This window comes from Paenibacillus chondroitinus NBRC 15376 (assembly GCF_004000765.1).
In the GTDB taxonomy this organism is placed as follows: domain Bacteria; phylum Bacillota; class Bacilli; order Paenibacillales; family NBRC-103111; genus Paenibacillus_E; species Paenibacillus_E chondroitinus.
The window spans coordinates 1-21286 of the sequence record NZ_BILW01000064.1 but is presented as its reverse complement, the minus strand read 5'-3'; the positions used below and the strand labels follow the sequence as shown (position 1 = coordinate 21286).

The following is a 21286-nucleotide window of genomic DNA, read 5'->3' as shown; positions in this document are numbered from 1 at the left end:
GGATCCCAGGTTCTTCATGTTTGTTATCTTTTATTTTATCTCAAAGTAGGGTTGGCATACCCGATTCCGTGTCGAGTTCTTCTATTTTAATTTCACCGATTTCGGAAATGAGGATGGAATGCTTGATGGAGAGATCGATTTCATACGGCTCTTTGAGTTCTCTGCCTGTTTCATCCTGCAGGATGCGAACGACCGGCCTCTGCGGAACCGTTAAGTTTAATTTGGAAACAATCCCGAATTCGCCTGTGTTCAATTTCACGGTGATGCCAAGCGGGTAGATGGCAATTTTATCGCGGAATAAAGCAATTTGACTTTGATCATACATCGTGCCTGAACCTGCAAAAAGTTGTTCCATCGCTTCATGAGGCAACAGCGGCCTGCGATATACACGCGTAGTTGTCATAGCGTCGTAGGAATCCACTAAGCCGATCCATCTCGCAAACTCATTAATATCCGGACCTTGCAAACCTCGCGGATATCCGCTTCCGTTTATCCGTTCGTGATGCTGCAGAGCACAATGCGCTGACAGCAACGGGATGTTCGGTTCATCCTTCAGAATTTGAAAACCATACGTGGTATGATTTTTCATCTCCTTAAATTCATCACTAGTCAACTGAGAAGGCTTGCGCAGGATGCCTAGCGGAATTTTGGTCTTTCCAATATCATGAAGCAAAGCGCCAAGTCCAAGCGTCTCGAGCTTTTCACGGCTGTATCCATAGCTAATGCCGAGCATGATCGCATATATACTAACATTCACGGAATGCTGGAATAAATAATTATCCTTAATATTCATGTTGTTTAACATGACCATTGCACCTTGATGAGCACTGAGATCATCAATAATCATGTTCATTACATCACGGAAGTTACGTCCGATATCGTAGTAGCTAACAGCTCCACGTTTGTTCGAATCTTCCATAACCCTCTTAAAGGTATGCCGAATTTCATGAATAGCTTTGCTTCGCGTTTCATCTTGAATAATATCGGCTTGAATAACGTCATCGGTCCGGGAATCTGCGATATAAATATAGTCGATACCATATGAAAATAGCCGATCGATTAGTCTCTGTGTCAGCTCAACGTTAACAGCGAGCAAAACCATACCATCTTCGTTGTAAATATTCTTTGCCAGCCTCATTCCAGGATGACACTTGTTGATCGGCATTAACAGCATGTTTGGACCCCCGAGTAGCTGAACGTTATTATCTATCTAAATGTAATAGATTTCACCTAAAAGTTCAACATAAAAAACCGCATCTTTCGACGCGGTTCGCTACTTTATTTCAAAGACTATTTACTTAAAAACATATAAAGTGCAAATACAATGGCTACCGCGAAACGATAGTAGGCAAAATAGGTCAATTTCATGTTTTGGACAAACTTAATGAAAGAAACAACGGCTAATAGAGCTACGATGAAAGCTACTACAAACCCTACTGCGAAAAATGCGAAGTCATTGGAAGAAAGAGCTTCATAGTTTTTCAAAAAGTAGACGCCGGAAGCTCCGAACATGATTGGGATCGCCATGATAAACGTAAAGTCAGCAGACGCCGCGCGGCTAACGCCGGAAAGCATCCCCCCTGCAATCGTGGAACCGGAACGAGAGAATCCCGGCCAGATTGACACAAGCTGCCATAAGCCGATAAAGAAGGCTTGGCGGTAAGTTAAGTCATCCAATACCTCAGTGCTCGGTCTCCCTTTCTTCTGCTCTGCAATAATGAGCAAAATGCCGCCAAGAATAAGTCCGATAACAACCGTCGTTGAATTAAACAACTTCTCATCCACAACATCATTAAACAATACGCCGACGACTCCAGCAGGAATAATCCCGATCAGAATATGCAGCAGATTCAGTTTTTTCCCGCTTCTGCTTTCGCTTTTTCTTTTCACCAAGCCAAACAGCGATAAGATTCGTTTCCAATAAATAATGACGACAGCCATAATCGCCCCAAGTTGAATCACAAAATCAAAGGTTTTCATCACTTCGTCGTTTTGCGTGTTGAGCAAACTTTGCGCCAAAATCATATGTCCTGTTGAGGATACCGGTAAAAACTCGGTCAATCCCTCTACAATCCCGATAATGATCGCTTCAAAAATAGTATGCATGGTTTCCCCCTAAAGGTAGAGTTTATGGTCGGACTCCTGTCCAATTATTTATTTTACTTGGAACATGTACGATCTGACAACTTTATTGACGAAATGTGCGAATCTATCCCCTTGCATCGGAGGACATTTTGTCAATAAATCTTGCTTTGTGACTGTCTGTTATCGCCTCACGATCCGTCACTTCGCGGGCCAGCACGTCACGGATAAACTCCGGCAGCATGTATACCACGTCTTTCCCTCGACTTAAGGATAAGTAGCCCGAGCCGAACGTAAACATATCGATCGTGCCCACAACATAGTCACGACCAAGATCCAAAAGCTCCTCGCCTACACGCACGGCGAGGATACGTTCATAAGGCGCGCGGGAGCTGTCCCACTCGACCGTGAGACCGTCGACGCTAAGCGCGCCCAGCACTTCGCCCCGGAAGCCGAGTCCTCGAATCGGCTTCTCCATGAATTCAGGCAGCAGCGACTCCTCGAGCGCCTGCAGCAAATCCGCGCCGCTAAGCAGCATGCGGCACGGGTTGATCGGCCCCGGGCAGATGTCCAGCAATCTGCCGCGCGTCAAGCGCCCCTCCTTCAGTCCCTGAAGGAGCTGGCCGCTGTTGACCAGCCCGATATCGGCGCTGGTCCAGCGGCGAATCCCGGCGGCAAGCAAGTTGCCAAGCGGGGATTCGCCGTACCAATCCAGGCGCAGCGGTTCCCGCAGCTGCGCCACTTCTTCATCCAGCGCCGCTGCGCCGGCGATGCGAAAGCGGTCCAGCAGCGCGGCTACGCTGCTGTCATCTTCGCAACCCGTCGTCATCGGGACGACGCGGCTCTGGAACTGGGTGATCCGGCGCTGCGCCGGATCGTAGGCCAGCTCGATGTGGCCGGCATACTGCCCGAACTTGCCGGCCGCAGCCAGATAGGTGCCGCTGATCAGGAGCGGCTCCTCCAGGACATGATGTGTGTGCCCGCCAAGGATCACATCGATGCCTTCGATGCCTTCCGCTAGGCGCCGATCCATCGGCAGACCGAGATGCGACATGACCACGATGAGGTCCGTGTGCGGACGCAGCTGCTCCGTGAGAGTCTTCACAGCTTCGTAAGGATCTGTCACATCCCAACCGAGCAGCTCATAATAAGCTGGATAAGCCGCTGTCACGCCGATAATTCCGATCTTCAAACCGGACTTTTCAATGGTCAAAGAAGGCAGCAGCCAGTCCGGAGTCAAGTGGGTTGCTCTTTCGTAAATATTACTTCCAAGAACAGGAAAACACGCGTTCTCTCTGAAAACATTTCTTAAAAAGTCCGGCGTAAACGTCAGCCCTTCGTTGTTGCCAAGCACCATCGCATCATAGCCGGTTGCGTTCATAATTTCCACATTGGCAATGGCATTGGTGCCTTCTGTCTCCGGGCTCATCCGGTCCATATGATCGCCAATATCCAGCGTCAACACTTGATCGGAGGGCCAGTCCCGGCGGGCTTGGTTAAAATAGGCGCTAATTTTGGGCATCATTTCAAAATGGCTGTGCAAATCATTCGTATGTAAAATCAGGAGTCGTCTCATTTTTTAATTTTCAACTCATCGAGCGTTACTTTATTTTTAAATCCAAAGGTGGCTTCTTGGCCTAGTTTAGCATCATGTAGAAACCAGATATGTACAACGCTTTTGACATTAAGGCATTCACTGCTTCCATCCGGCACATACAGGCGAATCGGGTACCCCTTCTTCAAGGGTTCATCGTCTTGAGCGTAGAGAATTAGAGCTGAGTCTACTTCCGACCACGACATCAACGCCTGAAATTCATCAACGGCTTCGACCTTTACATGCGTAGGCTCGCTTTCAGCTTGTCCGCCACGGCTGTTTTTCCAGCTGCGATACCAGGCTTTTAAATCAAAGGCATCCCCTGAAACGTTCGGAACACGGTCCTCAAGCGCCAATTTCATCTCCGCCAGATTAACGAGTTCTTGTACAGTAAACGATTCATTTGTTAGATGGGGGTCTGACACTTGTATGCGTAAATCTGCTTGCATGCTGACCATTCTCCTTTCATCCCATAAGCTCATTTTGCTTTTCCCAAGGCCCTATCCATTATACCATTCCTTGGTCAAAATATGATATGCTGTAAGGGAATCTCACACTAAGCATTTAGGAGCAAAATTGTGAATATAAACATCCAACTTTTCGCAGGACTTGTTGAGCTTTTCGGGACTTCCGTCCTACATATAACGATTGACCAAGATGCCATCTCCATCGAGGATCTTAGAAAACTGATCACGGATAAGCATCCGGCCGCAGCTTCACAGCTACAAACATGTTTTTTCGCTAAAAATCAAGCTTACGCAGGCGAGACCGATTGGGTCACTTCTGCTGATGAGCTTGCTCTCATACCACCTGTGTCTGGAGGGCAGCCCACCTTATATGAAATAACCTACGACTCGATAGATGCCGCTCAAGTTGCCGCCAAAGTCAACCATCCCAATCATGGTGCTTCGCTCCTCTTCATTGGGACTACGAGAGAGATGACACACGGGCAGCGCACAGTTCTCTTGGAGTATGAAGCCTATGTGCCTATGGCGATCAAAACAATGGAAGCAATCGGTCAAGAAATAGCCGACCGTTGGCCGGGAACGCTTAGTGCGATTACCCACCGTCTGGGCAAGGTGGCGATTGCGGAAGCCAGCGTCGTGATTGCCGTTTCTTCCCCTCACCGGGAAAGCTGTTACGAAGCAAGCCGCTACGCCATAGAACGATTGAAACAAATTGTACCCATATGGAAAAAAGAAATTTGGGAAGATGGATCGGAATGGAAGGGCAGTCAAACAGGCCCCTGGAACCCGCTTCAAATGACAAATAAGGAATAGATGAAATTGGAGATGACTTACGTGGATACCTTTTTATATACGGAGCAGGAAAATGGTGTGGATGCGCGTTATTCAAGACAAGTGCTGTTCTCCCCTATCGGCCTGGAAGGGCAGCGCAAACTAATCGGCAGCCGTGTGGCCATCGTTGGTATGGGCGCTCTTGGTACAGTGCTTGCCAATCATATGGTACGCGCCGGGGTTGGATATGTTCGCTTGATTGATCGCGATTTTGTCGAAGCAAGCAATTTGCAACGGCAAATGTTGTACGACGAAGAAGATGCGGCGACAATGACGCCCAAGGCTATTGCCGCAGCCAAACGATTGCAGTTGGTAAACTCACTGGTCACAATCGAACCTCATGTCATGGATCTCAACGCCACGAATGCTGAAGACTTGTTAGGGGATGTAGATTTAATATTAGACGGTACGGATAACTTCTCCGTCCGCTTCCTTATCAATGATGTGAGTATCAAATTGGGGATTCCCTGGATTTATGGCGGCGCCGTTGCTTCAAGAGGCGTCTCCTTGACGATTCTTCCGGGACAGACGCCATGTCTACGTTGTTTGTTCACCCAAGCTCCCGCTGCGGGCACGACAGAAACCTGCGATACAGCAGGCGTCATAGGCGGAATTATCCATGTCGTCGCTTCATTCCAAGCCACCGAAGCTCTTAAACTACTAGTTAGCGCTACTGAGCAGCTGAATCTCCGGATGCAGCAATGGGACCTTTGGTTCAATCAGCACTCCGCGATTAACGTGACCAGTGCCCTAAAAGCGGATTGCCCTGCCTGCGCGAGCAAGCAGTACGACTACTTGGAGACTGACATGGACAGCGACACCATTCAATCCTTATGCGGTCGTAACTCGGTTCAGATCCATCCTGTTCTTCCGGCTGCCAAGCCGCTTGAATACTGGGAAGAGCGCTTGAAACCGCTAGGCCCGGTTGAGAGAAACCGGTTCCTCTTGAAATTCCAGGCTGGCCCAGATTTGTATATGGTTATTTTCCCGGATGGTCGCGTCCTTGTCCAAGGAACGGATGATTTAATTCAAGCCAAAAGTCTTTACAGCCGTTATATAGGGATGTAGTATTACAATATACCTACACGAATATAGGACTGGGAGAGGAATTTCAATGCATATACACGTACTTCAACTAATTGTTGGTGATAAACTGATTTCCGATTCCTACAATACAAAAGGACTTCATCTTCTATCAGCAGGTACCGTGGTTGATGCGGGCGACATCATGATGCTTAATCGCCATAATGTGGAATATGTGGATATTGCGCCGAGGGTTAACGAAACAGAAAGTGAGCCGGCGGAATCACCGAAAGTAAAGCCGGCTCAAATAAATTCTTTTCATAATTGCATTTCTGGCATCAAAGACATATTCCACTCTGCTAAAAGCGGGGATGTTCTTTCCAACGAGATGATAGAATCCGCTTTCAATCCCTTAATTGCGAGCTTTGAGGAAGAAAATGACGTCGTTTCCCTGCTGCTTTCATTAAACAGCCAGGATGATTACACTTTTCAGCATAGTGTACAAGTCGGTATGCTCTCCTACTATATTGCCAAATGGATGAACAAAAGTGAAAAAGAAGCTCTTACCATTGGCAAAGCCGGCTATTTGCACGATGTAGGAAAATGTAAAATTCCGCAGGAAATCTTATCTAAACCTGGCAAGCTAACGAATGACGAGTTCAATGAGATTCAAAAACATACCATCTATGGTTACGAAATCATCAAAAACTCTTTGAAGGACAACACACTCGCGCTGGTAGCTTTACAACATCATGAGCGCTTGGACGGCAATGGTTATCCGTTACGCAAAAAAAGCACGGAAATACATACTTATTCACTCATTGTTGCCGTTGCAGACGTTTATAGCGCAATGATCAGCAAGCGCGTATACCAAGATAAGCGTGACCTCTTGTTCGTTCTTAAGGAACTTCACCGGATGAGCTTCGGACAGCTTGATCCGAAAATCACGCAGGTATTTATTCGCAACATGATTCCTAACTTTATTGGGAAAAAAGTGTCCCTTAGCGATGGACGAGTCGGTACAATCGTATTGACCAATCCTACCGACTTTTTCCGTCCGCTAATCAAAATCAATAATCAATTCCTGGATCTTTCGCAGCTTCGCGACGTCGAAATTGCAAGCATTGCGATTTAGCCGCTCTTTAGATGATTAGAGAGCTTATTGCTAGTGCAATACCGATATAGACGGCAGCCAACAATGTACCGACGGCTACATTGCCGTCTTTTAACTGATCGGATAGCTTCACGCCAGGCGTTAACCAATCAAACACCCAATAAGTCGCTAACAAACAGACGTAACCTACCGCAAACCACAAGCTCATGTGCCAGATCGATGAATTGCTATATGCGGCAATCGCCAGCACGATGGCAGTTGCTACAAATTTACCGCCCATTGTAATTCCGACGGCTACATTTCCTTTGTTTATTTCTTCCATATCGCGGTAGGGCGTCATTAAACTAAAGACATACATCCCCGCAAATTGCAGCAGGACTATGACAAATAAACTGATCACAATATTTAATACTATCATTCTGCCCACCCCCGGAACTTTGCCATTGATTGATCATAATTGCTGTAATCGTGTACTTCCTCTAAAATAACCTGGACTTCCTTCTTGTTTTTAAAGCTTGCATAACGATCCTCCGGGATTGGCTGTTTCACCTTTTGCCCTGTCGGCAGATCAGCCACTGCGAAATAGCGGAATTTGCCATCCAACTCCGTTTTATAAACACCGATCAGCTTCACATCCGTCTTAATTTCAACTTTCAGTTCTGCCAAATCTTTATCGGCTTCTTCCTTGGTTTTGAACGTCTTAATCGGTTTCCATTGGGAAAGTGTCACGTCGTTTTTCCCTTGGCTGTCCGTTTTCATCGTTGCCTGCATATAGCTAAGCACATAGATTTGATCGCCGGTTGCAAAGTTCTGATCATTCGAGATGCGCTCGTTGTTCGGCAGCAAAACCATATCTCCGTCGAGCAAATCCCCGACTTTTGCTTGCTGCACCTGGTAATCCCAAGGCACATCGCCATTCATGCCGCTAGCATTTGTCGCTGCCGAGCTTCCAACAGCCGGTTTGCTTAAGACAGAAGGCTTCTTATTGAACAGGCTGCTAATGCCCCAGATCATCAGAATGACGACCAGGACAATGGACGCCATAAGCCAGAATCGTCTTTGTTTCAAGGTATTTTCACTCCAATCGGTACAAATTGACTTGCATTGCCTGTAATTTTCCCGCCGGCTCGCCCTAAAAGTCCACAAGGTGTTCCGTTCAATACAAACAACCCCGTTAATAAATGCCTATTTCCATGAGAAAAAGTTAACTCGGGCAAGTCAGCTCTTTGCTGATAGATACGTTTAAAAAAGACACTGGTATCAAAGCCGACTTCGTCTTTGACCTCAAGCTCCCCCTGAGCGTCGTAAAGCTCAACGGAGCCTCCTTCTCTTCCAAACATCGATTTGGACACATAATCCCCCGACAACTCTGGAGAAAAAAAGGTAGGCAGCATATAAGCAGCTATCGCCTTATGCTCATCCGCGGTATACAACGCTGCGTTATCCTTGTGTAATCCCCAGACAATGGCTTGCAGCCCTTTGGATTGCAAGATAACCGCATGCAAAGGATTAAACAATTCGATGAATTGTTCTTCAATCGCATAAGAGAGCGCTTCTCCCCCGTCATCAACACCCATCCATTCTTTTGGATACAGCGCGAACATACGGGAAATGTTTTGTTGTTCTCCGACCTTGACGATTCCCTCGTCAATCCACAAATCCAGACAATCGACACACATCATATTTCTCCCGCTATGAGCAACGAGCGCATCAATCGTTCCTGTATCTTCGGCATGCTGACCATAGGCTATACATGCAGCGAAATCGGGCGCCTCAATGTCCCATGCAGCACGCACCAAGTCCTTCATCTCCGTGTTCGGGGAGTCGTAACCTTTTTGCTCACACAACCATGGGGTCGCAATTGCTGCTTCTACATAGCCGGTAGGAGTGTCTGCATTTAGCTCTAAGAGCTTGATTCCGCCCTGCTGATCCACGGTGAAATCAAATCTTGCATAACGGCTTATAACCCCTATATCATTCAGTTCCAACCGATCAAGTCCATCCCAAAGCACTTCGGGAATCGACAACTGCTGGTATAACACCCTGTTCCCTTTCACGTAACGAACAGCTTTATCAAAGACGCGCCACAAAAAATTTGCCGCGAGAATTAGCTCGTTATAAGTTGATTGTTCCATCAGGACTAACTGATCAATCCAGTACGCTTCATCTTCCAGATTAGCCCATGTGAAGCCAAGCTCATATAGTTGATGAACGCGATGCTCTCTATCCAGAGCTGGCGTGCCTACGACTTCAAATACCACAGTGTGTTAACCTCCTGAGCTGGAAGAGGAGCTGAAACCGCTCGATTTGCCGCCAATGCTACCAGTTGAAGTTGATGTAGATTTCGAGCTTGAAGTTGTGCTGCTGCTCGTGCCGGAGCTGCTAACGGAACCTGTATTCCCTGTGCTTCCTGTTGTTCCTGATTTCGTGTTAGATGAAGATGACTTATTAGTGGTAAAGGTTCCCGTTCCGCTTGATGTCGTTGGCGCTTTGGTCGTAGATCGATTGGAAAACGAGCTTGGTTGATATGTTTTTGTCACATAAGGAGTATTAGAACGATAGTAATAAGAACGGTGGCTGCTCCCCCAGCTGCTTGAGGAATAAGGACTTGGGCTGTTGAAAATAAGATGATATAGCAGCAGATCATCCCATCCAAACCCGCTGCCTCCTCCACCATAGTTATTAACAATGATAGGAGCTGTGCTGCCTCCCGTTGAACCGCTGCCTGCAGTCGGCGTTGGAGAAGGCGATGGCGAGGCTGTGCCTGCTGCCGGATGAACAGGTAAATTCCAGTCAACGGCTGGGTCAAAATAAGCTTTCACTTCATCGGTCGACCATTCGACCAGCTTGGAAGAGGCTGTGTTCGGTGCCGGCGTCTCCGCGGCATTAACTGGCAGCAGCAGCAGTTGTCCGACTAATACCAGACTTATCGAAGCTGAAAATACCTTGAGCGGTCTTTTCACTGCTTGTTCCCTCCCCCTTCAGAACCAATTGCAACCAATAGAAGCTCAAACACATTCAAATCTAAATTCAGTCTTCCTTCAATCATTTCATATTCCTTACCGCCAATGAGCACATAATTCGCTGCATCTAGAGCCTGCATCAGCTTTTCATCCCACGGACGTTCACTAATTTTCAAAAGCTGTCCATCGGCCAATTTTTCGAAAAGTGTAATTGTCATTCGGATTCCTCCTCCTTCATCGATGACTTCCTATTAGATAAAACGCATGAGCCGACCTTTTGTTTCATAATGGCCAAAAATAAAAAAAGCCTACCCCTAAAGGATAGACTTGAAAACTTTAAGTTACAACACGTTTTGCTCGCAGAAATGTTTTTTTCCAGTACGCTTTATCGATATTACTGATCTGAACGCCGTTCTTCGGTTCTGGGGAGGCATGGAGCATTCTCTTACCACCAATATAGATTCCTACGTGCCCTACCTTTTTATTTGTTTTGAAGCGGCCGGGGACATAGAAAAACATCAAATCCCCTTTCCGCAAAGATTTGCGGCTAACCAAATTTCCCACCGTTGCTTGTTCGCGAGCCAATCTTGGAAGCTTAACGCTGTATTTACCGTACACATATTGGGTAAACGTTGAGCAATCAAATTTTCCGGTTTGAGGATAAGGCCCTGTGCCAAATTTATATTTAACCCCTTCGTACTGCTCACCTTTGCTAATCAACGCATTAATGTTGATATTTTTCAGAACGGGAATAGCTTTCTCTTCGGAAGATGCCCAAACTTCTAGATCGTCGTTGAGCTGTATTCCCAATGAGGCTGGGTTCGTTCCATACGTTGTGTTGTCTTTGAAAGGATCATTCGGATCGTCTGCAAATGCAAGCTCAGGGATATCCGAGCTAGGGTCAGGAGAATCTTCATTCTCAAGTTGAGCACCTTGCGAGGGATGTATGTTTAATTGATTGCCACTAACATCATACGACATCTCGTCTTGGAATAAGTCCGCTATGGCCGAGACCGGCAAGTAGAGGGCATCGCCTTCTTTGACGAAAGGCTCTCCTACATGGATTTCTGCTCCGTCTTTCATCGCCTTTTTGGAGTTAGCCGATAATTCAAAACTGGCGTCATTATCGCCGATTAGCAGCTTCTGTGCCCCTGCTTCCCACTCGGATCGAAACTTCAAAGTTTGAATGAGTTGATTGGCTGCTACATATTTAACATTGTTGATCATTTTAATGGGTAAAACAGCATCGTCATTGCCTAAATTCGTTATCCCGTTACCTGCTTGCGACAAGCTGTGCGGCATCGCTGTGCCTGCACCTGATTGTGTCACTCCGTTCGGCGTTGGTGTTGAGTGATTAGGGGCCGCATTATCCTTCCCACAAGCTGTTGTGGTCGCAAGGACGACAGCCATACTCCCGATTGCTGCAAGTTTCAGCCTTTTCCACATACCTTCACTTCTCTCCTTTAGGGACACATTATGATCCTCTATAGGGTGAGAATTGTGGGAAATAAATATACGTTAGCCACGTCTAGAAATGCATGGAGCTTGTTGGAAAGCAGACGCACAAAAAAAGCGTACCCGATACATCGGGTACGCTTCGTCAAATCTTAACCGATCGAACCTTCCATCTCGAACTTGATGAGACGGTTCATTTCCACGGCATATTCCATTGGAAGTTCTTTGGTGAATGGTTCAATGAAGCCCATAACGATCATTTGCGTTGCTTCTGCTTCCGTCAAACCACGGCTCATGAGGTAGAACAATTGGTCCTCAGAAACCTTGGATACCGTAGCTTCATGCTCAAGCGTAATGTTATCGTTCATGATTTCATTGTAAGGAATTGTATCGGATGTTGACTCGTTATCGAGAATCAACGTATCACATTTGATATTCGCTTTGGAACCTTGGGAGTTGCGTCCGAAGGAAGCCAGACCGCGGTATGTTACTTTACCGCCGTGTTTGGAGATCGATTTGGATACAATTGTTGATGTTGTATCCGGAGCCAGATGCGTCATTTTTGCTCCTGCATCTTGGTGTTGTCCTTTGCCGGCTACAGCGATGGAAAGAACCATCCCTTTCGCGCCGCGGCCTTTCAATACAACTGCCGGGTACTTCATAGTCAGCTTGGAACCGATGTTGCCATCGACCCACTCCATTGTAGCGCCTTCTTCTGCAACAGCACGTTTGGTAACGAGGTTGTAGATGTTTGGTGCCCAGTTTTGGATCGTTGTATAACGAGCACGGGAGTTTTTGAGACATACGATCTCAACAACCGCACTGTGAAGGGAGTTTGTGCTGTAGATAGGAGCTGTACAGCCTTCTACGTAGTGCACAAAGCTTTCTTCATCCGTAATGATCAATGTACGCTCGAATTGACCCATGTTCTCGGAGTTAATACGGAAGTAAGCCTGTAACGGAACTTCACATTTAACACCTTTTGGTACGTAGATAAAGGAACCACCGGACCATACCGCACTGTTGAGAGCAGCGAATTTGTTATCGCTTGGCGGGATGATGGTACCGAAGTATTTTTTGAACAGCTCAGGGTGTTCACGAAGAGCTGTATCCGTATCTGTGAAGATAACGCCTTGATCTTCGAGTTCCTTTTGCATGCTGTGGTAAACAACTTCGGATTCGTATTGCGCGGATACGCCGGCAAGGAACTTTTGCTCGGCTTCCGGAATACCCAGCTTATCGAAGGTTTCTTTAATTTCAGTCGGAACTTCTTCCCATGTTTTCCCTTGTTTCTCGGACGGTTTCACATAGTACTGGATGTCATCAAAGTCAAGGTCATCCATGTTGCCGCCCCAACGAGGCATTGGCATTTTGAAGAACTGCTCCAAGGATTTCAGACGGAACTCCAGCATCCAATCCGGCTCGCCTTTCATTCTGGAGATTTCTTCAACGATTTCACGAGTCAAACCTTTTCCCGATTGGAAAATCGATTTGTGCTCATCTCGGAAACCATACTTATAATCTTCGAGATCTGGCATTTGTTTTGCCATGGTTATTTCCTCCTTAGCGTTATGAGTTACAGATCAATAACAAAGTTGTATGCGATCGCGAAATGCGTTAGTTATCGGTCTTTTGAGTATGTTCAATGCCTTTGCGAAGGGCATTCCATGCCAGGGTTGCGCATTTGATCCGCGCCGGGAACTTATTCACCCCGGATAGAGCCTCTATATCTTCATATTCAAATTCTACAGATTCGCCCTTCATCAGGCCAGAAAAATCTTCGGCCATCTTCAGCGCCTCTTCGATCGTTTTGCCTTTGACAGCATCCGTCATCATGGATGCGGAAGACAACGAGATCGAACAGCCTTCACCTGTGAATTTCGCCTGTTTCACGACACCGTCTTCCACCAGCATTTGCAGCGAAATTTTGTCACCGCAAGTTGGATTGTTCAGATCGATGGTGACCGCTTCACCAGACTCAAATTTCCCCCGGTTACGAGGAGTTTTATAGTGATCCATAATGACTCTACGGTATAAATCATCCAATTGCATGGCCGAAGTACTCCTTTGTTTTTTGTAAGGCCATCACAAGACGGTCAATATCTTCTTCTGTATTGTATAGATAAAAGCTGGCACGAGCCGTACTGCTTACTTCAAGCCATCTCATCAGAGGCTGAGCGCAGTGATGGCCTGCACGAATAGCTACTCCCTCTGCATCCAGAACCGTTGCCACGTCATGTGGATGTACATCACCCAAATTAAAGGTAACAAGCCCTGCACGGTTGCTAGTTGGTCCATAGACAGTCAGATCCTCGATCTGCGTCATACGTTCCATCGCATAATTCGTGAGCTGAATATCATGTTTGAAAATATTGTCCATACCGACTTCTTGCAGGAAATCAATCGCCGCGCCAAGGGCAACAGCCCCTCCGATGATTGGCGTTCCGCCTTCGAACTTCCAAGGCAGTTCCTTCCATGTTGATTCATACAGATCCACATGGTCGATCATCTCGCCGCCAAACTCAACGGGCTCCATGTTTTCGAGCAAAGCCTTCTTGCCATACAATGCCCCAATTCCGGTCGGTCCACACATTTTATGTCCGGAAAGCGCATAAAAGTCGCAATCCAAATCCTGCACATCCACTTTCATATGTGGAGTGCTTTGTGCGCCGTCAACCACCATCTTTGCGCCATGTTTATGGGCAATTTGGGCGATTTCTTTGACAGGGTTGATAACCCCCAGCACGTTAGACACATATACAACCGAAACGATCTTGGTGCGGTCTGTAATTGTGTTCTCTACATCTGCCAGGGAAATCGATCCGTCGGGCTGTAAAGGAATATATTTTAAAGTGGCGCCTGTTGCCTTAGCGGCTTGCTGCCATGGAATCAAATTGCTGTGATGTTCCATTGGCGTGAGGACGATTTCGTCGCCTTCGCTGAGTACCGCTTTGGCATAGCTGCTTGCCACAATATTGATGGCTGTTGTCGTGCCTCTGGTGAAAATAATTTCTTGCTCGCTGGATGCGCCGATGAACTTAGCGACTTTCGCTCGTGCTCCTTCGTACGCATCTGTTGCCCGGGAACCTAGGGTATGAACACCGCGATGTACGTTCGCATTGTCCCATTCATAATAATGCTTGAGTGCCTCAATCACCTGAATGGGCTTCTGGGATGTAGCAGCGCTGTCCAAATACACCAGTGGATGACCGTTCACTTCTTGTTTTAGAATGGGAAAAAGTTCACGTATCTCGGCTGTTTTCATTGTCCCAGCTTCCTCTCCACTAAGCTTTGCAGCTGTTCTTCAACGCTTTTAATCGGAATTTCGGAAACGACTGGCGCCAAGAATCCGTAAATGATTAAGCGCTGAGCTTCTTCTTTGGTAATACCACGGGACATCAGGTAATGCACTTGCTCGGCATTTACTTGACCAACACTCGCAGCATGGCCTGCTTTAACATCATCTTCATCAATAAGAAGGATCGGGTTCGCGTCTCCACGAGCTTTCGGGCTAAGCATCAACACTTTCTCCGTTTGTTGACCGTTGCAGCCTTGAGCTCCTTTTTCGATCTTCGTAATCCCGTTGATGATTGCCGTTGCGCCATCTCGCATAACAGCACGCGTAATCATATCGCTCGTGGAAGCTTTGCCCCAGTGAACAGCGCGTGTCGTTAAGTTAAGCTTCTGCTCTTGCGTACCCACACAGATCACTTTGGCATCGGAGTCGGAACCTTTGCCTTTAAGAATAGACGTCGTATCCGACATCGTATTCCCGTAGTTCATTTCCCCAACTACCCACGCGATGCTAGCATCATTATCCAGGATAGCGCGGCGATAAGTTAAGTCCGTAACGGACTCTTCAAAGTTATGAACGGATGCGTAATTTACGCGTGCACCCGGCTTCGCGAACACTTCAACGATACCGTTTTGTACGAGCTCAGCTCCCGATAGGGAGGATACGAAGTTATCCACGTATGAAACAGAGCTGAATTGCTCTGCAACGATCAGCACGTGCGGAGCGAATGTAGCCTCAGCATCATCCGTAACAAACAACGCTTGAAGCGGAACATCCACACGAACTTCTTTTGGCACGTAGATGAAAATACCGCCGTTCCAAAGCGCAGCGTGCAAAGCTGTCACTTGATTTTCGTTCGCTTCTACAGCCTTCATGAAGTAAGGCTTCACTAGATCGGCATGGTCACGGATCGCCGTTTCCAAATCAGTGAAAATAACACCTTGTTTTTTGAGTTCTTCGGAAACCTGGCTGAACACAACTCCGGAGTTGCGTTGAACGATCAGGTTATCTGAATTTGTCAGACCTTGGGCAACTTCCGGTAAAGATTCAAGGGAAGTCAAAGGGGCTTGCGTTTTATAGGAACCGTAGGAGGAAATGCTCCAACGATCAATTCTTGTCTTTTCAAGCGTAGGTAATTCCAAAGAATTCGCTAATGCCAACCCTTCTGTACGAAGGGCAGTCATCCATTCCGGCTCCTGCTTGCTGCGGGAGAGCTCGATGACAGCATTAGAATCTATGGAAAGTTGTGTTTGAGTACTCATGGTATTCCTCCTAATATATAAGGACCTTTGACCCTAAGATCAAAGTCTCTCCTCTCTTTAGTACTTCGGCGCAGTCGTGTTCATAGGGATTTTGAATTCTTCCTCGTCTTGGCCAACTGTCTCGTCCACGATGCCGAGTTCTTCTTTGATCCAGTCGTAACCTTCCGCTTCCAAACGCTCAGCTAGCTCTGGACCGCCGGACTTCACGATGCGACCTTGCATCATAACATGTACAAAATCAGGTTTAACATAGTTCAACAAACGTTGGTAATGCGTAATGATCAAGAAGCCGCGTTCTTCACTGCGCATAGCGTTAACGCCTTCAGCAACGATACGCAAAGCATCGATATCCAGACCGGAGTCAATTTCGTCAAGAATAACGAATTTAGGCTCAAGCAAAAGCATTTGCAGGATTTCGTTACGTTTTTTCTCACCGCCGGAGAAACCTTCGTTCAAATAACGGTGCATGAACTCAGGGTTCATTTCAAGCTGTTTCATTTTCGCTTCCATTTGGCGGATAAACTTGATCAAGGAAATCTCGTTGCCTTCGCCGCGACGCACGTTGATTGCACTGCGCAAGAAGTCAGCGTTCGTTACGCCTGTGATTTCGCTTGGGTACTGCATAGCCAGGAACAAGCCGGCGCGTGCTCTCTCGTCAACCGCCATTTCCAAAACATCTTCACCGTCTAAAGTAACGGAGCCCTCAGTCACTTCATATTTCGGGTGACCCATCAGCGCGGATGCAAGCGTACTTTTACCAGTACCGTTTGGTCCCATGATAGCATGAACTTCTCCGCCTTTAATCTCAAGGCTCAGCCCTTTCAAAATTTCCTTTCCTTCGACGTTCGCTCTAAGACCGTCTATTGTAAATGTTGGTGAGTTTGCCATTTTCATTAAGCCTCCATAATGTTTAAATGTTCTAGATAAACAATAATCATAAAAATGATTATCATTGATTCTCATTAGAATAATTCTATTATAACTTACTATGTCAAATCAAGAAAGGGCAATTGCTTGAAAAAGATGGGCATTCTGTGAAAATGCAACCCTATTTTTACGACAAAGTTTGCTTTATTTCAGCAACCTGTCTAGCAAAATCCTCATCGCTCAAAACCGGTACTAACGAGGATTCGGGCGGTGTTTCGGCCCCAAGCGCAATCCATGATTTACAGCCGATATAGGCTTCCTCAATTGGAATATGTAAAGGTTCTGCCAGTTTATACACTCTTAAAAGCATGAGATGCAGCGGATTTTTACGTTTCCACTTCAATCTTTCTTCCGTGAAATTTTCCGTCCAAATGTGATAAGGATACAGCTTTTCCAGCAGTTCTCCATCACTAATCTCGATATCCTCGACCATCCGGGCATACGAACGGATTGTCACCTGATCATCCTGCGCACTCCAGAGGGCCAAGGTTTCGTCAATCACATTGCGATAATTTTCCTTGAGTAACTCTTTTCTCTGGTGCTCGTAAGTAGGATAAAGAAAAAAATCATTCGATTCGACTTGAAAATCCCTCGTTTCTTCAACAATACCCCCTTTTCGCATAATAAAAATTTGTGTACCGTCTTCCAGTGCTTTGATAGCCGAAGCCCATTCTTTCAGGGCTTTTGGTTTTTCCACCGGCGCCAACTCCTTGTTCTCCCAATAATCCTTTATTATAAGAAATTTGGAGAAGCAAAACAACACACCTTGATAGGCGAAAAGAAAGGGATGGCTCTCAGGCCATCCCTAAGTCTACTTATTTACATCTTCGGCGTAATACGATTGTTGTATACGGGCAAACTGTGTTTGATTCTGTTTCATCGGATTTGGGTCTTGATCCTTCCCGGGAGCCTCCGCCTCGAAAGCCATGAATAACAAGAAAAAGCACGCGGCCATTACCAGCAGCACATTCAGGATTTTCATCATCATAAGATCCTCCGAAAGCGAATTTGGTACCAGTATAACGAAGTATCGTTAGGCTCATGTTTTTTCAGGTTAAAGAAATTGTAAAGAGGTTGGTAATTTGAACCTATCCCAGGAAAGATTGCAGCATCCAGCGGTGTTTCTCCAGCGAAGTCTGAATGGCTAACAGCATGTCCGAAGTCGTTTCGTCCTGCACTTCTTCACAAGCCTGCATACCAGCTTTTAATTCTTGGGTGAGAATTGTGAAATCTTCGATGACGGCTTCAACCATTTTGGTTGCTGTTTCGGTTCCTTGCGCTTCTTTTAGGGAGGAAAGTTCAATATAAGCTTTCATGGTTGCTGCAGGTTGGCCGCCAATGGAAAGAAGACGTTCCGCAAGTTCATCAATGTGCAGAGCCGCTTCATTGTAGAGCTCCTCGAATTTGACGTGCAGCGTGAAAAATTGATTACCTTTTACATACCAATGAAAGTTATGGAGCTTGACAAAAAGCAAACCCCAATTGGCAATTTGCTTATTGAGAATGGTTTGGATGGATTGAGCTGATGTTAAGGTCGTTGTTGCCATAAAAAATGCCTCCTAGTTGTTGTTGTCGGTAGAGCATGTACACGTTACTGTGCGTTCTTTGCACCGATTTTATGTAATTTGTGCAACATTTCTGAAGAGAGTATTTCAAGCGGCCCCTTTTTGCCTTATACTAGGGAAAGACGATTAATACACAGTAAACTAGTTGGAATTAATTTCAATGACTTATTAGGAGGCAAACCATGTCTACATATCATCCTTTAAGTGAAGCTCAAGCGATTGAATACGCTCGTCAAATCCCGGATTTGTTCCAGCCGGCATCGGAATTGACCAGCCAGGAAATCGGCGACGGCAACTTAAATCTCGTTTTTCGCATCTCGGAAAAAGCTTCAGGAAAAAGCATCATTTTGAAACAAGCCCTTCCATATGCCAAGGTAGTCGGAGAATCCTGGCCGTTGACGCTTGATCGGGCACGTATTGAAAGCGAAGCACTGATTATTGAAGAAGGATTAGTTCCGGATCTTGTTCCACATGTTTATGCTTACGATGCGGATCTCGCGCTGACGGTCATGGAGGATCTAAGCGATCATATCATTATGCGCAGAGGGTTAATTGAACGGAACGAATATCCGCTGTTCGCCGAGCATATCGGCCGCTTTATGGCAAACACCCTATTTTTTACATCCGATTTAGGAAAAAATCAACAGGAAAAGAAAATCCAGCAAGGCCGCTTCATCAATCCAGAGCTTTGCAAAATTACGGAGGATTTGATTTTCGACGATCCATACCGCGATGCCGATACGAACAGTTTTGAAGATCAGATCCGCGATGCGGCAGAACAGCTTTGGACGGACAGCGAGCTTCACTTGGAAGTCGCGATTCTTCGCCAGAAATTTTTGACAAACGCGCAAGCGCTGCTTCATGGCGATTTGCACACCGGAAGTATTTTCATCAAACCGGATTCCACGAAAGTCATCGACCCGGAATTCGCTTATTACGGGCCAATGGGCTTCGATATCGGGGCTGTGCTCGCGAATCTGATTCTCAACTTTGCCGGACAGGAAGGCTGGAGTCAAGATCACGAAAGCCGTGAAGCTTTCCGCGCTTATTTGTTGAAAACGGTGAAAGAGGTATGGACGCATTTTGAAACCAATTTCCGCGCCTTGTGGAACGAACATGGCGTAGATCGTGTTTTCCAAACGCCAGGCTACCAGGATCATTTCCTTAAAAACCTGCTTCAGGATACAGTAGGCTTCACCGGAGCAAAAATGGTCCGCCGTATCGTAGGACTTGCGCATGTTGCAGATATTGATAAAATTGAGGATAACGCCGCTAGAGAACGCGCTCAGCGTTTGGCGTTAGCGATCGGCACAAGCTGCATTCGCGCTAACCGTCAAGTCACTTCTATCGATGAGCTCATTGCCATCGTCACCAAAGAATCAGCAGTAGAAAGAGGATTTGTTCTATGACTAACAAGAACTTAGAAAATGTAGAGGCGCAAGGTGCCTTGCAATCCTTGCGTTGGAATGGACAGCAGCTTGATCTGTTAGATCAACGGTTGCTGCCGGAAGAGATTGTGTATTTGCCGCTTGAAACACCAATCGAGGTGTGGGAAGCGATTCGTCACTTGAAAGTTCGCGGCGCACCGGCTATCGGAATCGCCGCCGCGTATGGTGTATATTTAGGCATCCGTAACGTGGATGCTGCAGTTGATGGGCTTCTGGCGGAAGTCCAGAAGCAAGCGGACTATCTGGCGACGTCCCGTCCGACAGCGGTGAACTTGTTCTGGGCGCTCGATCGGATGAGAGCGCAAGCAGGCGTTTTGGCAGCGGCCGGCGTTAGCCCGGACGCGTTCAAAGCAGCGCTTCTCGACGAAGCGCAGAAGATTCAAGCGGAGGACGAGGAGACGAACCGCCAAATCGGCGAACATGCGCTGACGCTGTTCGAGGATGGCTTCGGCGTGCTGACGCACTGCAACGCCGGCGGTTTGGCGACAGCCAAGTACGGCACGGCGCTAGCGCCGTTCTACTTGGCTAAGGAAAAAGGCGTGAACCTGAAAGTGTTCGCGGATGAGACTCGGCCCGTGCTGCAAGGCGCGCGGCTTACAGCCTTTGAACTGCAGCAGGCCGGCGTCGACGTGACGCTGATCTGTGACAACATGGCCGGCGCGGTCATGTCCAAGGGTTGGATCCAGGCGGTCATCGTCGGAACCGACCGCGTAGCGGCTAACGGCGATGTAGCCAACAAGATCGGCACGTACAGCGTGGCGGTTCTGGCGAAAGCGCACGGGATTCCGTTCTACGTGGCGAGCCCGATCTCCACGATCGATTTGAACACACCTACGGGTGGGGACATTCCGATTGAAGAACGCCATGAGGATGAAATCACGCAAGGCTTCGGCAAACGTACGGCACCGCAAGGTGTGAAAGTGTTTAACCCTGCCTTCGATGTCACACCGAACGAGTATGTGACGGCGATTATTACAGAAAAAGGCATCGTTCGTGCTCCTTATGCGGAGAACTTGCGTAAGCTTTTTGAATAAGCTAACACCCTTTTGCACACATAGCGGAGCCTGAGGGCGCTATTCCTGCCCTAACGGTCCGTTTTCAAGTTATTGGGGAACTACAGGTCCTTATTTCAACATTTATGGCGCGATTTCAGCCCAATCCGTTGAAATAAGGGACTATAGTTCCCCTTCCTTGCGTAAGGGGCAACTTTCGCAGAGATAGGGCCCTGTAGTTCCCCTCTGAGCCGCAAGACCTCGGACC

At 47.0% G+C, this 21286-nt stretch carries 23 protein-coding genes; 5 read left to right on the top strand and 18 right to left on the bottom strand.

Annotation, left to right across the window (positions count from 1 at the left end; genetic code table 11):
* Window positions 1-40: 40 nt before the first annotated feature.
* From PCH02S_RS33315 to PCH02S_RS33300, 4 genes are all read right to left on the bottom strand, one after another.
* On the bottom strand, window positions 41-1174 hold the full coding sequence (locus PCH02S_RS33315; RefSeq protein ID WP_127458406.1) for an HD-GYP domain-containing protein: 1134 nt from the start codon (window positions 1172-1174) through the stop codon (window positions 41-43).
* 116 nt (window positions 1175-1290) lie between these two features.
* Window positions 1291-2106: an undecaprenyl-diphosphate phosphatase gene (locus PCH02S_RS33310; protein ID WP_127458405.1), complete on the bottom strand. Its 816-nt coding sequence runs from the start codon at window positions 2104-2106 to the stop codon at window positions 1291-1293.
* A 103-nt stretch (window positions 2107-2209) separates the two neighbouring features.
* On the bottom strand, window positions 2210-3658 hold the full coding sequence (locus PCH02S_RS33305) for a bifunctional metallophosphatase/5'-nucleotidase (protein WP_127458404.1): 1449 nt from the start codon (window positions 3656-3658) through the stop codon (window positions 2210-2212).
* On the bottom strand, window positions 3655-4125 hold the full coding sequence (locus PCH02S_RS33300; RefSeq protein ID WP_127458403.1) for a molybdopterin-binding protein: 471 nt from the start codon (window positions 4123-4125) through the stop codon (window positions 3655-3657). Before PCH02S_RS33300 ends, PCH02S_RS33305 begins: the two co-directional genes overlap by 4 nt.
* 129 nt (window positions 4126-4254) lie before the next feature.
* Here PCH02S_RS33300 and PCH02S_RS36800 point away from each other — a divergent pair, with 129 nt between their 5' ends.
* From PCH02S_RS36800 to PCH02S_RS33285, 3 genes are read left to right on the top strand one after another with little or no spacing between them, the layout of a single operon-like run.
* Window positions 4255-4956, top strand: a complete 702-nt coding sequence (locus tag PCH02S_RS36800) for a molybdenum cofactor biosynthesis protein (protein ID WP_127458402.1) — start codon at window positions 4255-4257, stop codon at window positions 4954-4956.
* A 12-nt stretch (window positions 4957-4968) separates the two neighbouring features.
* The gene (locus PCH02S_RS33290; protein ID WP_127458412.1) at window positions 4969-6042 is read left to right on the top strand and encodes a ThiF family adenylyltransferase; all 1074 of its coding nucleotides are present in this window, start codon (window positions 4969-4971) and stop codon (window positions 6040-6042) included.
* Between the two features lie 46 nt (window positions 6043-6088).
* A complete protein-coding gene (locus tag PCH02S_RS33285; RefSeq protein ID WP_127458401.1) occupies window positions 6089-7132 on the top strand; it encodes an HD-GYP domain-containing protein in 1044 nt (347 codons plus the stop codon).
* Between the two features lie 7 nt (window positions 7133-7139).
* Here PCH02S_RS33285 and PCH02S_RS33280 read toward each other — a convergent pair whose 3' ends face one another.
* The 14 genes from PCH02S_RS33280 to PCH02S_RS33220 form a co-directional block, all read right to left on the bottom strand.
* Window positions 7140-7529, bottom strand: a complete 390-nt coding sequence (locus PCH02S_RS33280; protein ID WP_127458400.1) for a DUF350 domain-containing protein — start codon at window positions 7527-7529, stop codon at window positions 7140-7142.
* The gene (locus tag PCH02S_RS33275; protein WP_246069373.1) at window positions 7526-8179 is read right to left on the bottom strand and encodes a hypothetical protein; all 654 of its coding nucleotides are present in this window, start codon (window positions 8177-8179) and stop codon (window positions 7526-7528) included. Before PCH02S_RS33275 ends, PCH02S_RS33280 begins: the two co-directional genes overlap by 4 nt.
* Entirely contained in the window at window positions 8176-9372 is a 1197-nt protein-coding gene (locus PCH02S_RS33270) for a glutathionylspermidine synthase family protein (RefSeq protein WP_127458399.1), read from the bottom strand. The genes PCH02S_RS33275 and PCH02S_RS33270 overlap by 4 nt, the downstream gene beginning before the upstream one ends.
* 6 nt (window positions 9373-9378) lie before the next feature.
* On the bottom strand, window positions 9379-10074 hold the full coding sequence (locus PCH02S_RS33265) for a hypothetical protein (protein ID WP_127458398.1): 696 nt from the start codon (window positions 10072-10074) through the stop codon (window positions 9379-9381).
* The gene (locus PCH02S_RS33260; protein ID WP_127458397.1) at window positions 10071-10292 is read right to left on the bottom strand and encodes a hypothetical protein; all 222 of its coding nucleotides are present in this window, start codon (window positions 10290-10292) and stop codon (window positions 10071-10073) included. The genes PCH02S_RS33265 and PCH02S_RS33260 overlap by 4 nt, the downstream gene beginning before the upstream one ends.
* A gap of 118 nt (window positions 10293-10410) precedes the next feature.
* Complete coding sequence (locus PCH02S_RS33255) at window positions 10411-11520, bottom strand: C40 family peptidase (RefSeq protein ID WP_127458396.1); 1110 nt, start codon at window positions 11518-11520, stop codon at window positions 10411-10413.
* 161 nt (window positions 11521-11681) lie between these two features.
* Window positions 11682-13079 carry a Fe-S cluster assembly protein SufB gene (gene sufB, locus PCH02S_RS33250; protein ID WP_127458395.1) on the bottom strand — a complete coding sequence of 466 codons (1398 nt, stop codon included), beginning with the start codon at window positions 13077-13079 and terminating at the stop codon, window positions 11682-11684.
* Between the two features lie 67 nt (window positions 13080-13146).
* Window positions 13147-13581: a Fe-S cluster assembly sulfur transfer protein SufU gene (sufU, locus tag PCH02S_RS33245; RefSeq protein ID WP_127458394.1), complete on the bottom strand. Its 435-nt coding sequence runs from the start codon at window positions 13579-13581 to the stop codon at window positions 13147-13149.
* Complete coding sequence (locus PCH02S_RS33240) at window positions 13568-14794, bottom strand: cysteine desulfurase (protein WP_127458393.1); 1227 nt, start codon at window positions 14792-14794, stop codon at window positions 13568-13570. Before PCH02S_RS33240 ends, sufU begins: the two co-directional genes overlap by 14 nt.
* The gene (gene sufD, locus PCH02S_RS33235) at window positions 14791-16086 is read right to left on the bottom strand and encodes a Fe-S cluster assembly protein SufD (protein ID WP_127458392.1); all 1296 of its coding nucleotides are present in this window, start codon (window positions 16084-16086) and stop codon (window positions 14791-14793) included. The genes PCH02S_RS33240 and sufD overlap by 4 nt, the downstream gene beginning before the upstream one ends.
* A 57-nt stretch (window positions 16087-16143) precedes the next feature.
* Complete coding sequence (sufC, locus tag PCH02S_RS33230; protein WP_127458391.1) at window positions 16144-16974, bottom strand: Fe-S cluster assembly ATPase SufC; 831 nt, start codon at window positions 16972-16974, stop codon at window positions 16144-16146.
* Window positions 16975-17140: 166 nt separating this feature from the next.
* Complete coding sequence (locus PCH02S_RS33225; RefSeq protein WP_127458390.1) at window positions 17141-17710, bottom strand: DUF1802 family protein; 570 nt, start codon at window positions 17708-17710, stop codon at window positions 17141-17143.
* A gap of 114 nt (window positions 17711-17824) precedes the next feature.
* Complete coding sequence (locus PCH02S_RS36035) at window positions 17825-18001, bottom strand: hypothetical protein (protein ID WP_164819828.1); 177 nt, start codon at window positions 17999-18001, stop codon at window positions 17825-17827.
* Window positions 18002-18101: 100 nt separating this feature from the next.
* Window positions 18102-18560: a Dps family protein gene (locus tag PCH02S_RS33220; protein ID WP_127458389.1), complete on the bottom strand. Its 459-nt coding sequence runs from the start codon at window positions 18558-18560 to the stop codon at window positions 18102-18104.
* Between the two features lie 200 nt (window positions 18561-18760).
* On the opposite strand from PCH02S_RS33220, the gene mtnK reads away from it, so the two are divergent.
* A complete protein-coding gene (gene mtnK, locus PCH02S_RS33215) occupies window positions 18761-19987 on the top strand; it encodes an S-methyl-5-thioribose kinase (protein WP_127458388.1) in 1227 nt (408 codons plus the stop codon).
* On the top strand, window positions 19984-21060 hold the full coding sequence (gene mtnA, locus PCH02S_RS33210) for an S-methyl-5-thioribose-1-phosphate isomerase (protein ID WP_127458387.1): 1077 nt from the start codon (window positions 19984-19986) through the stop codon (window positions 21058-21060). The genes mtnK and mtnA overlap by 4 nt, the downstream gene beginning before the upstream one ends.
* The last annotated feature ends 226 nt before the right edge of the window (window positions 21061-21286 follow it).

Excerpts from the sequence above, each read along its gene's own strand:
- sufU (WP_127458394.1), bottom strand. The coding sequence starts at position 13,581 with ATGCAATTGGATGATTTATACCGTAGAGTCATTATGGATCACTATAAA.
- sufB (WP_127458395.1), bottom strand. The coding sequence starts at position 13,079 with ATGGCAAAACAAATGCCAGATCTCGAAGATTATAAGTATGGTTTCCGA.
- PCH02S_RS33280 (WP_127458400.1), bottom strand. The coding sequence starts at position 7,529 with ATGATAGTATTAAATATTGTGATCAGTTTATTTGTCATAGTCCTGCTG.
- PCH02S_RS36035 (WP_164819828.1), bottom strand. The coding sequence starts at position 18,001 with ATGATGATGAAAATCCTGAATGTGCTGCTGGTAATGGCCGCGTGCTTT.
- PCH02S_RS33240 (WP_127458393.1), bottom strand. The coding sequence starts at position 14,794 with ATGAAAACAGCCGAGATACGTGAACTTTTTCCCATTCTAAAACAAGAA.
- PCH02S_RS33300 (WP_127458403.1), bottom strand. The coding sequence starts at position 4,125 with ATGCAAGCAGATTTACGCATACAAGTGTCAGACCCCCATCTAACAAAT.
- PCH02S_RS33315 (WP_127458406.1), bottom strand. The coding sequence starts at position 1,174 with ATGCTGTTAATGCCGATCAACAAGTGTCATCCTGGAATGAGGCTGGCA.
- PCH02S_RS33285 (WP_127458401.1), top strand. The coding sequence starts at position 6,089 with ATGCATATACACGTACTTCAACTAATTGTTGGTGATAAACTGATTTCC.
- sufC (WP_127458391.1), bottom strand. The coding sequence starts at position 16,974 with ATGGCAAACTCACCAACATTTACAATAGACGGTCTTAGAGCGAACGTC.
- PCH02S_RS33310 (WP_127458405.1), bottom strand. The coding sequence starts at position 2,106 with ATGCATACTATTTTTGAAGCGATCATTATCGGGATTGTAGAGGGATTG.
- sufD (WP_127458392.1), bottom strand. The coding sequence starts at position 16,086 with ATGAGTACTCAAACACAACTTTCCATAGATTCTAATGCTGTCATCGAG.
- PCH02S_RS33290 (WP_127458412.1), top strand. The coding sequence starts at position 4,969 with ATGACTTACGTGGATACCTTTTTATATACGGAGCAGGAAAATGGTGTG.
- PCH02S_RS33305 (WP_127458404.1), bottom strand. The coding sequence starts at position 3,658 with ATGAGACGACTCCTGATTTTACATACGAATGATTTGCACAGCCATTTT.
- mtnA (WP_127458387.1), top strand. The coding sequence starts at position 19,984 with ATGACTAACAAGAACTTAGAAAATGTAGAGGCGCAAGGTGCCTTGCAA.
- PCH02S_RS33255 (WP_127458396.1), bottom strand. The coding sequence starts at position 11,520 with ATGTGGAAAAGGCTGAAACTTGCAGCAATCGGGAGTATGGCTGTCGTC.
- PCH02S_RS33220 (WP_127458389.1), bottom strand. The coding sequence starts at position 18,560 with ATGGCAACAACGACCTTAACATCAGCTCAATCCATCCAAACCATTCTC.
- PCH02S_RS33260 (WP_127458397.1), bottom strand. The coding sequence starts at position 10,292 with ATGACAATTACACTTTTCGAAAAATTGGCCGATGGACAGCTTTTGAAA.
- mtnK (WP_127458388.1), top strand. The coding sequence starts at position 18,761 with ATGTCTACATATCATCCTTTAAGTGAAGCTCAAGCGATTGAATACGCT.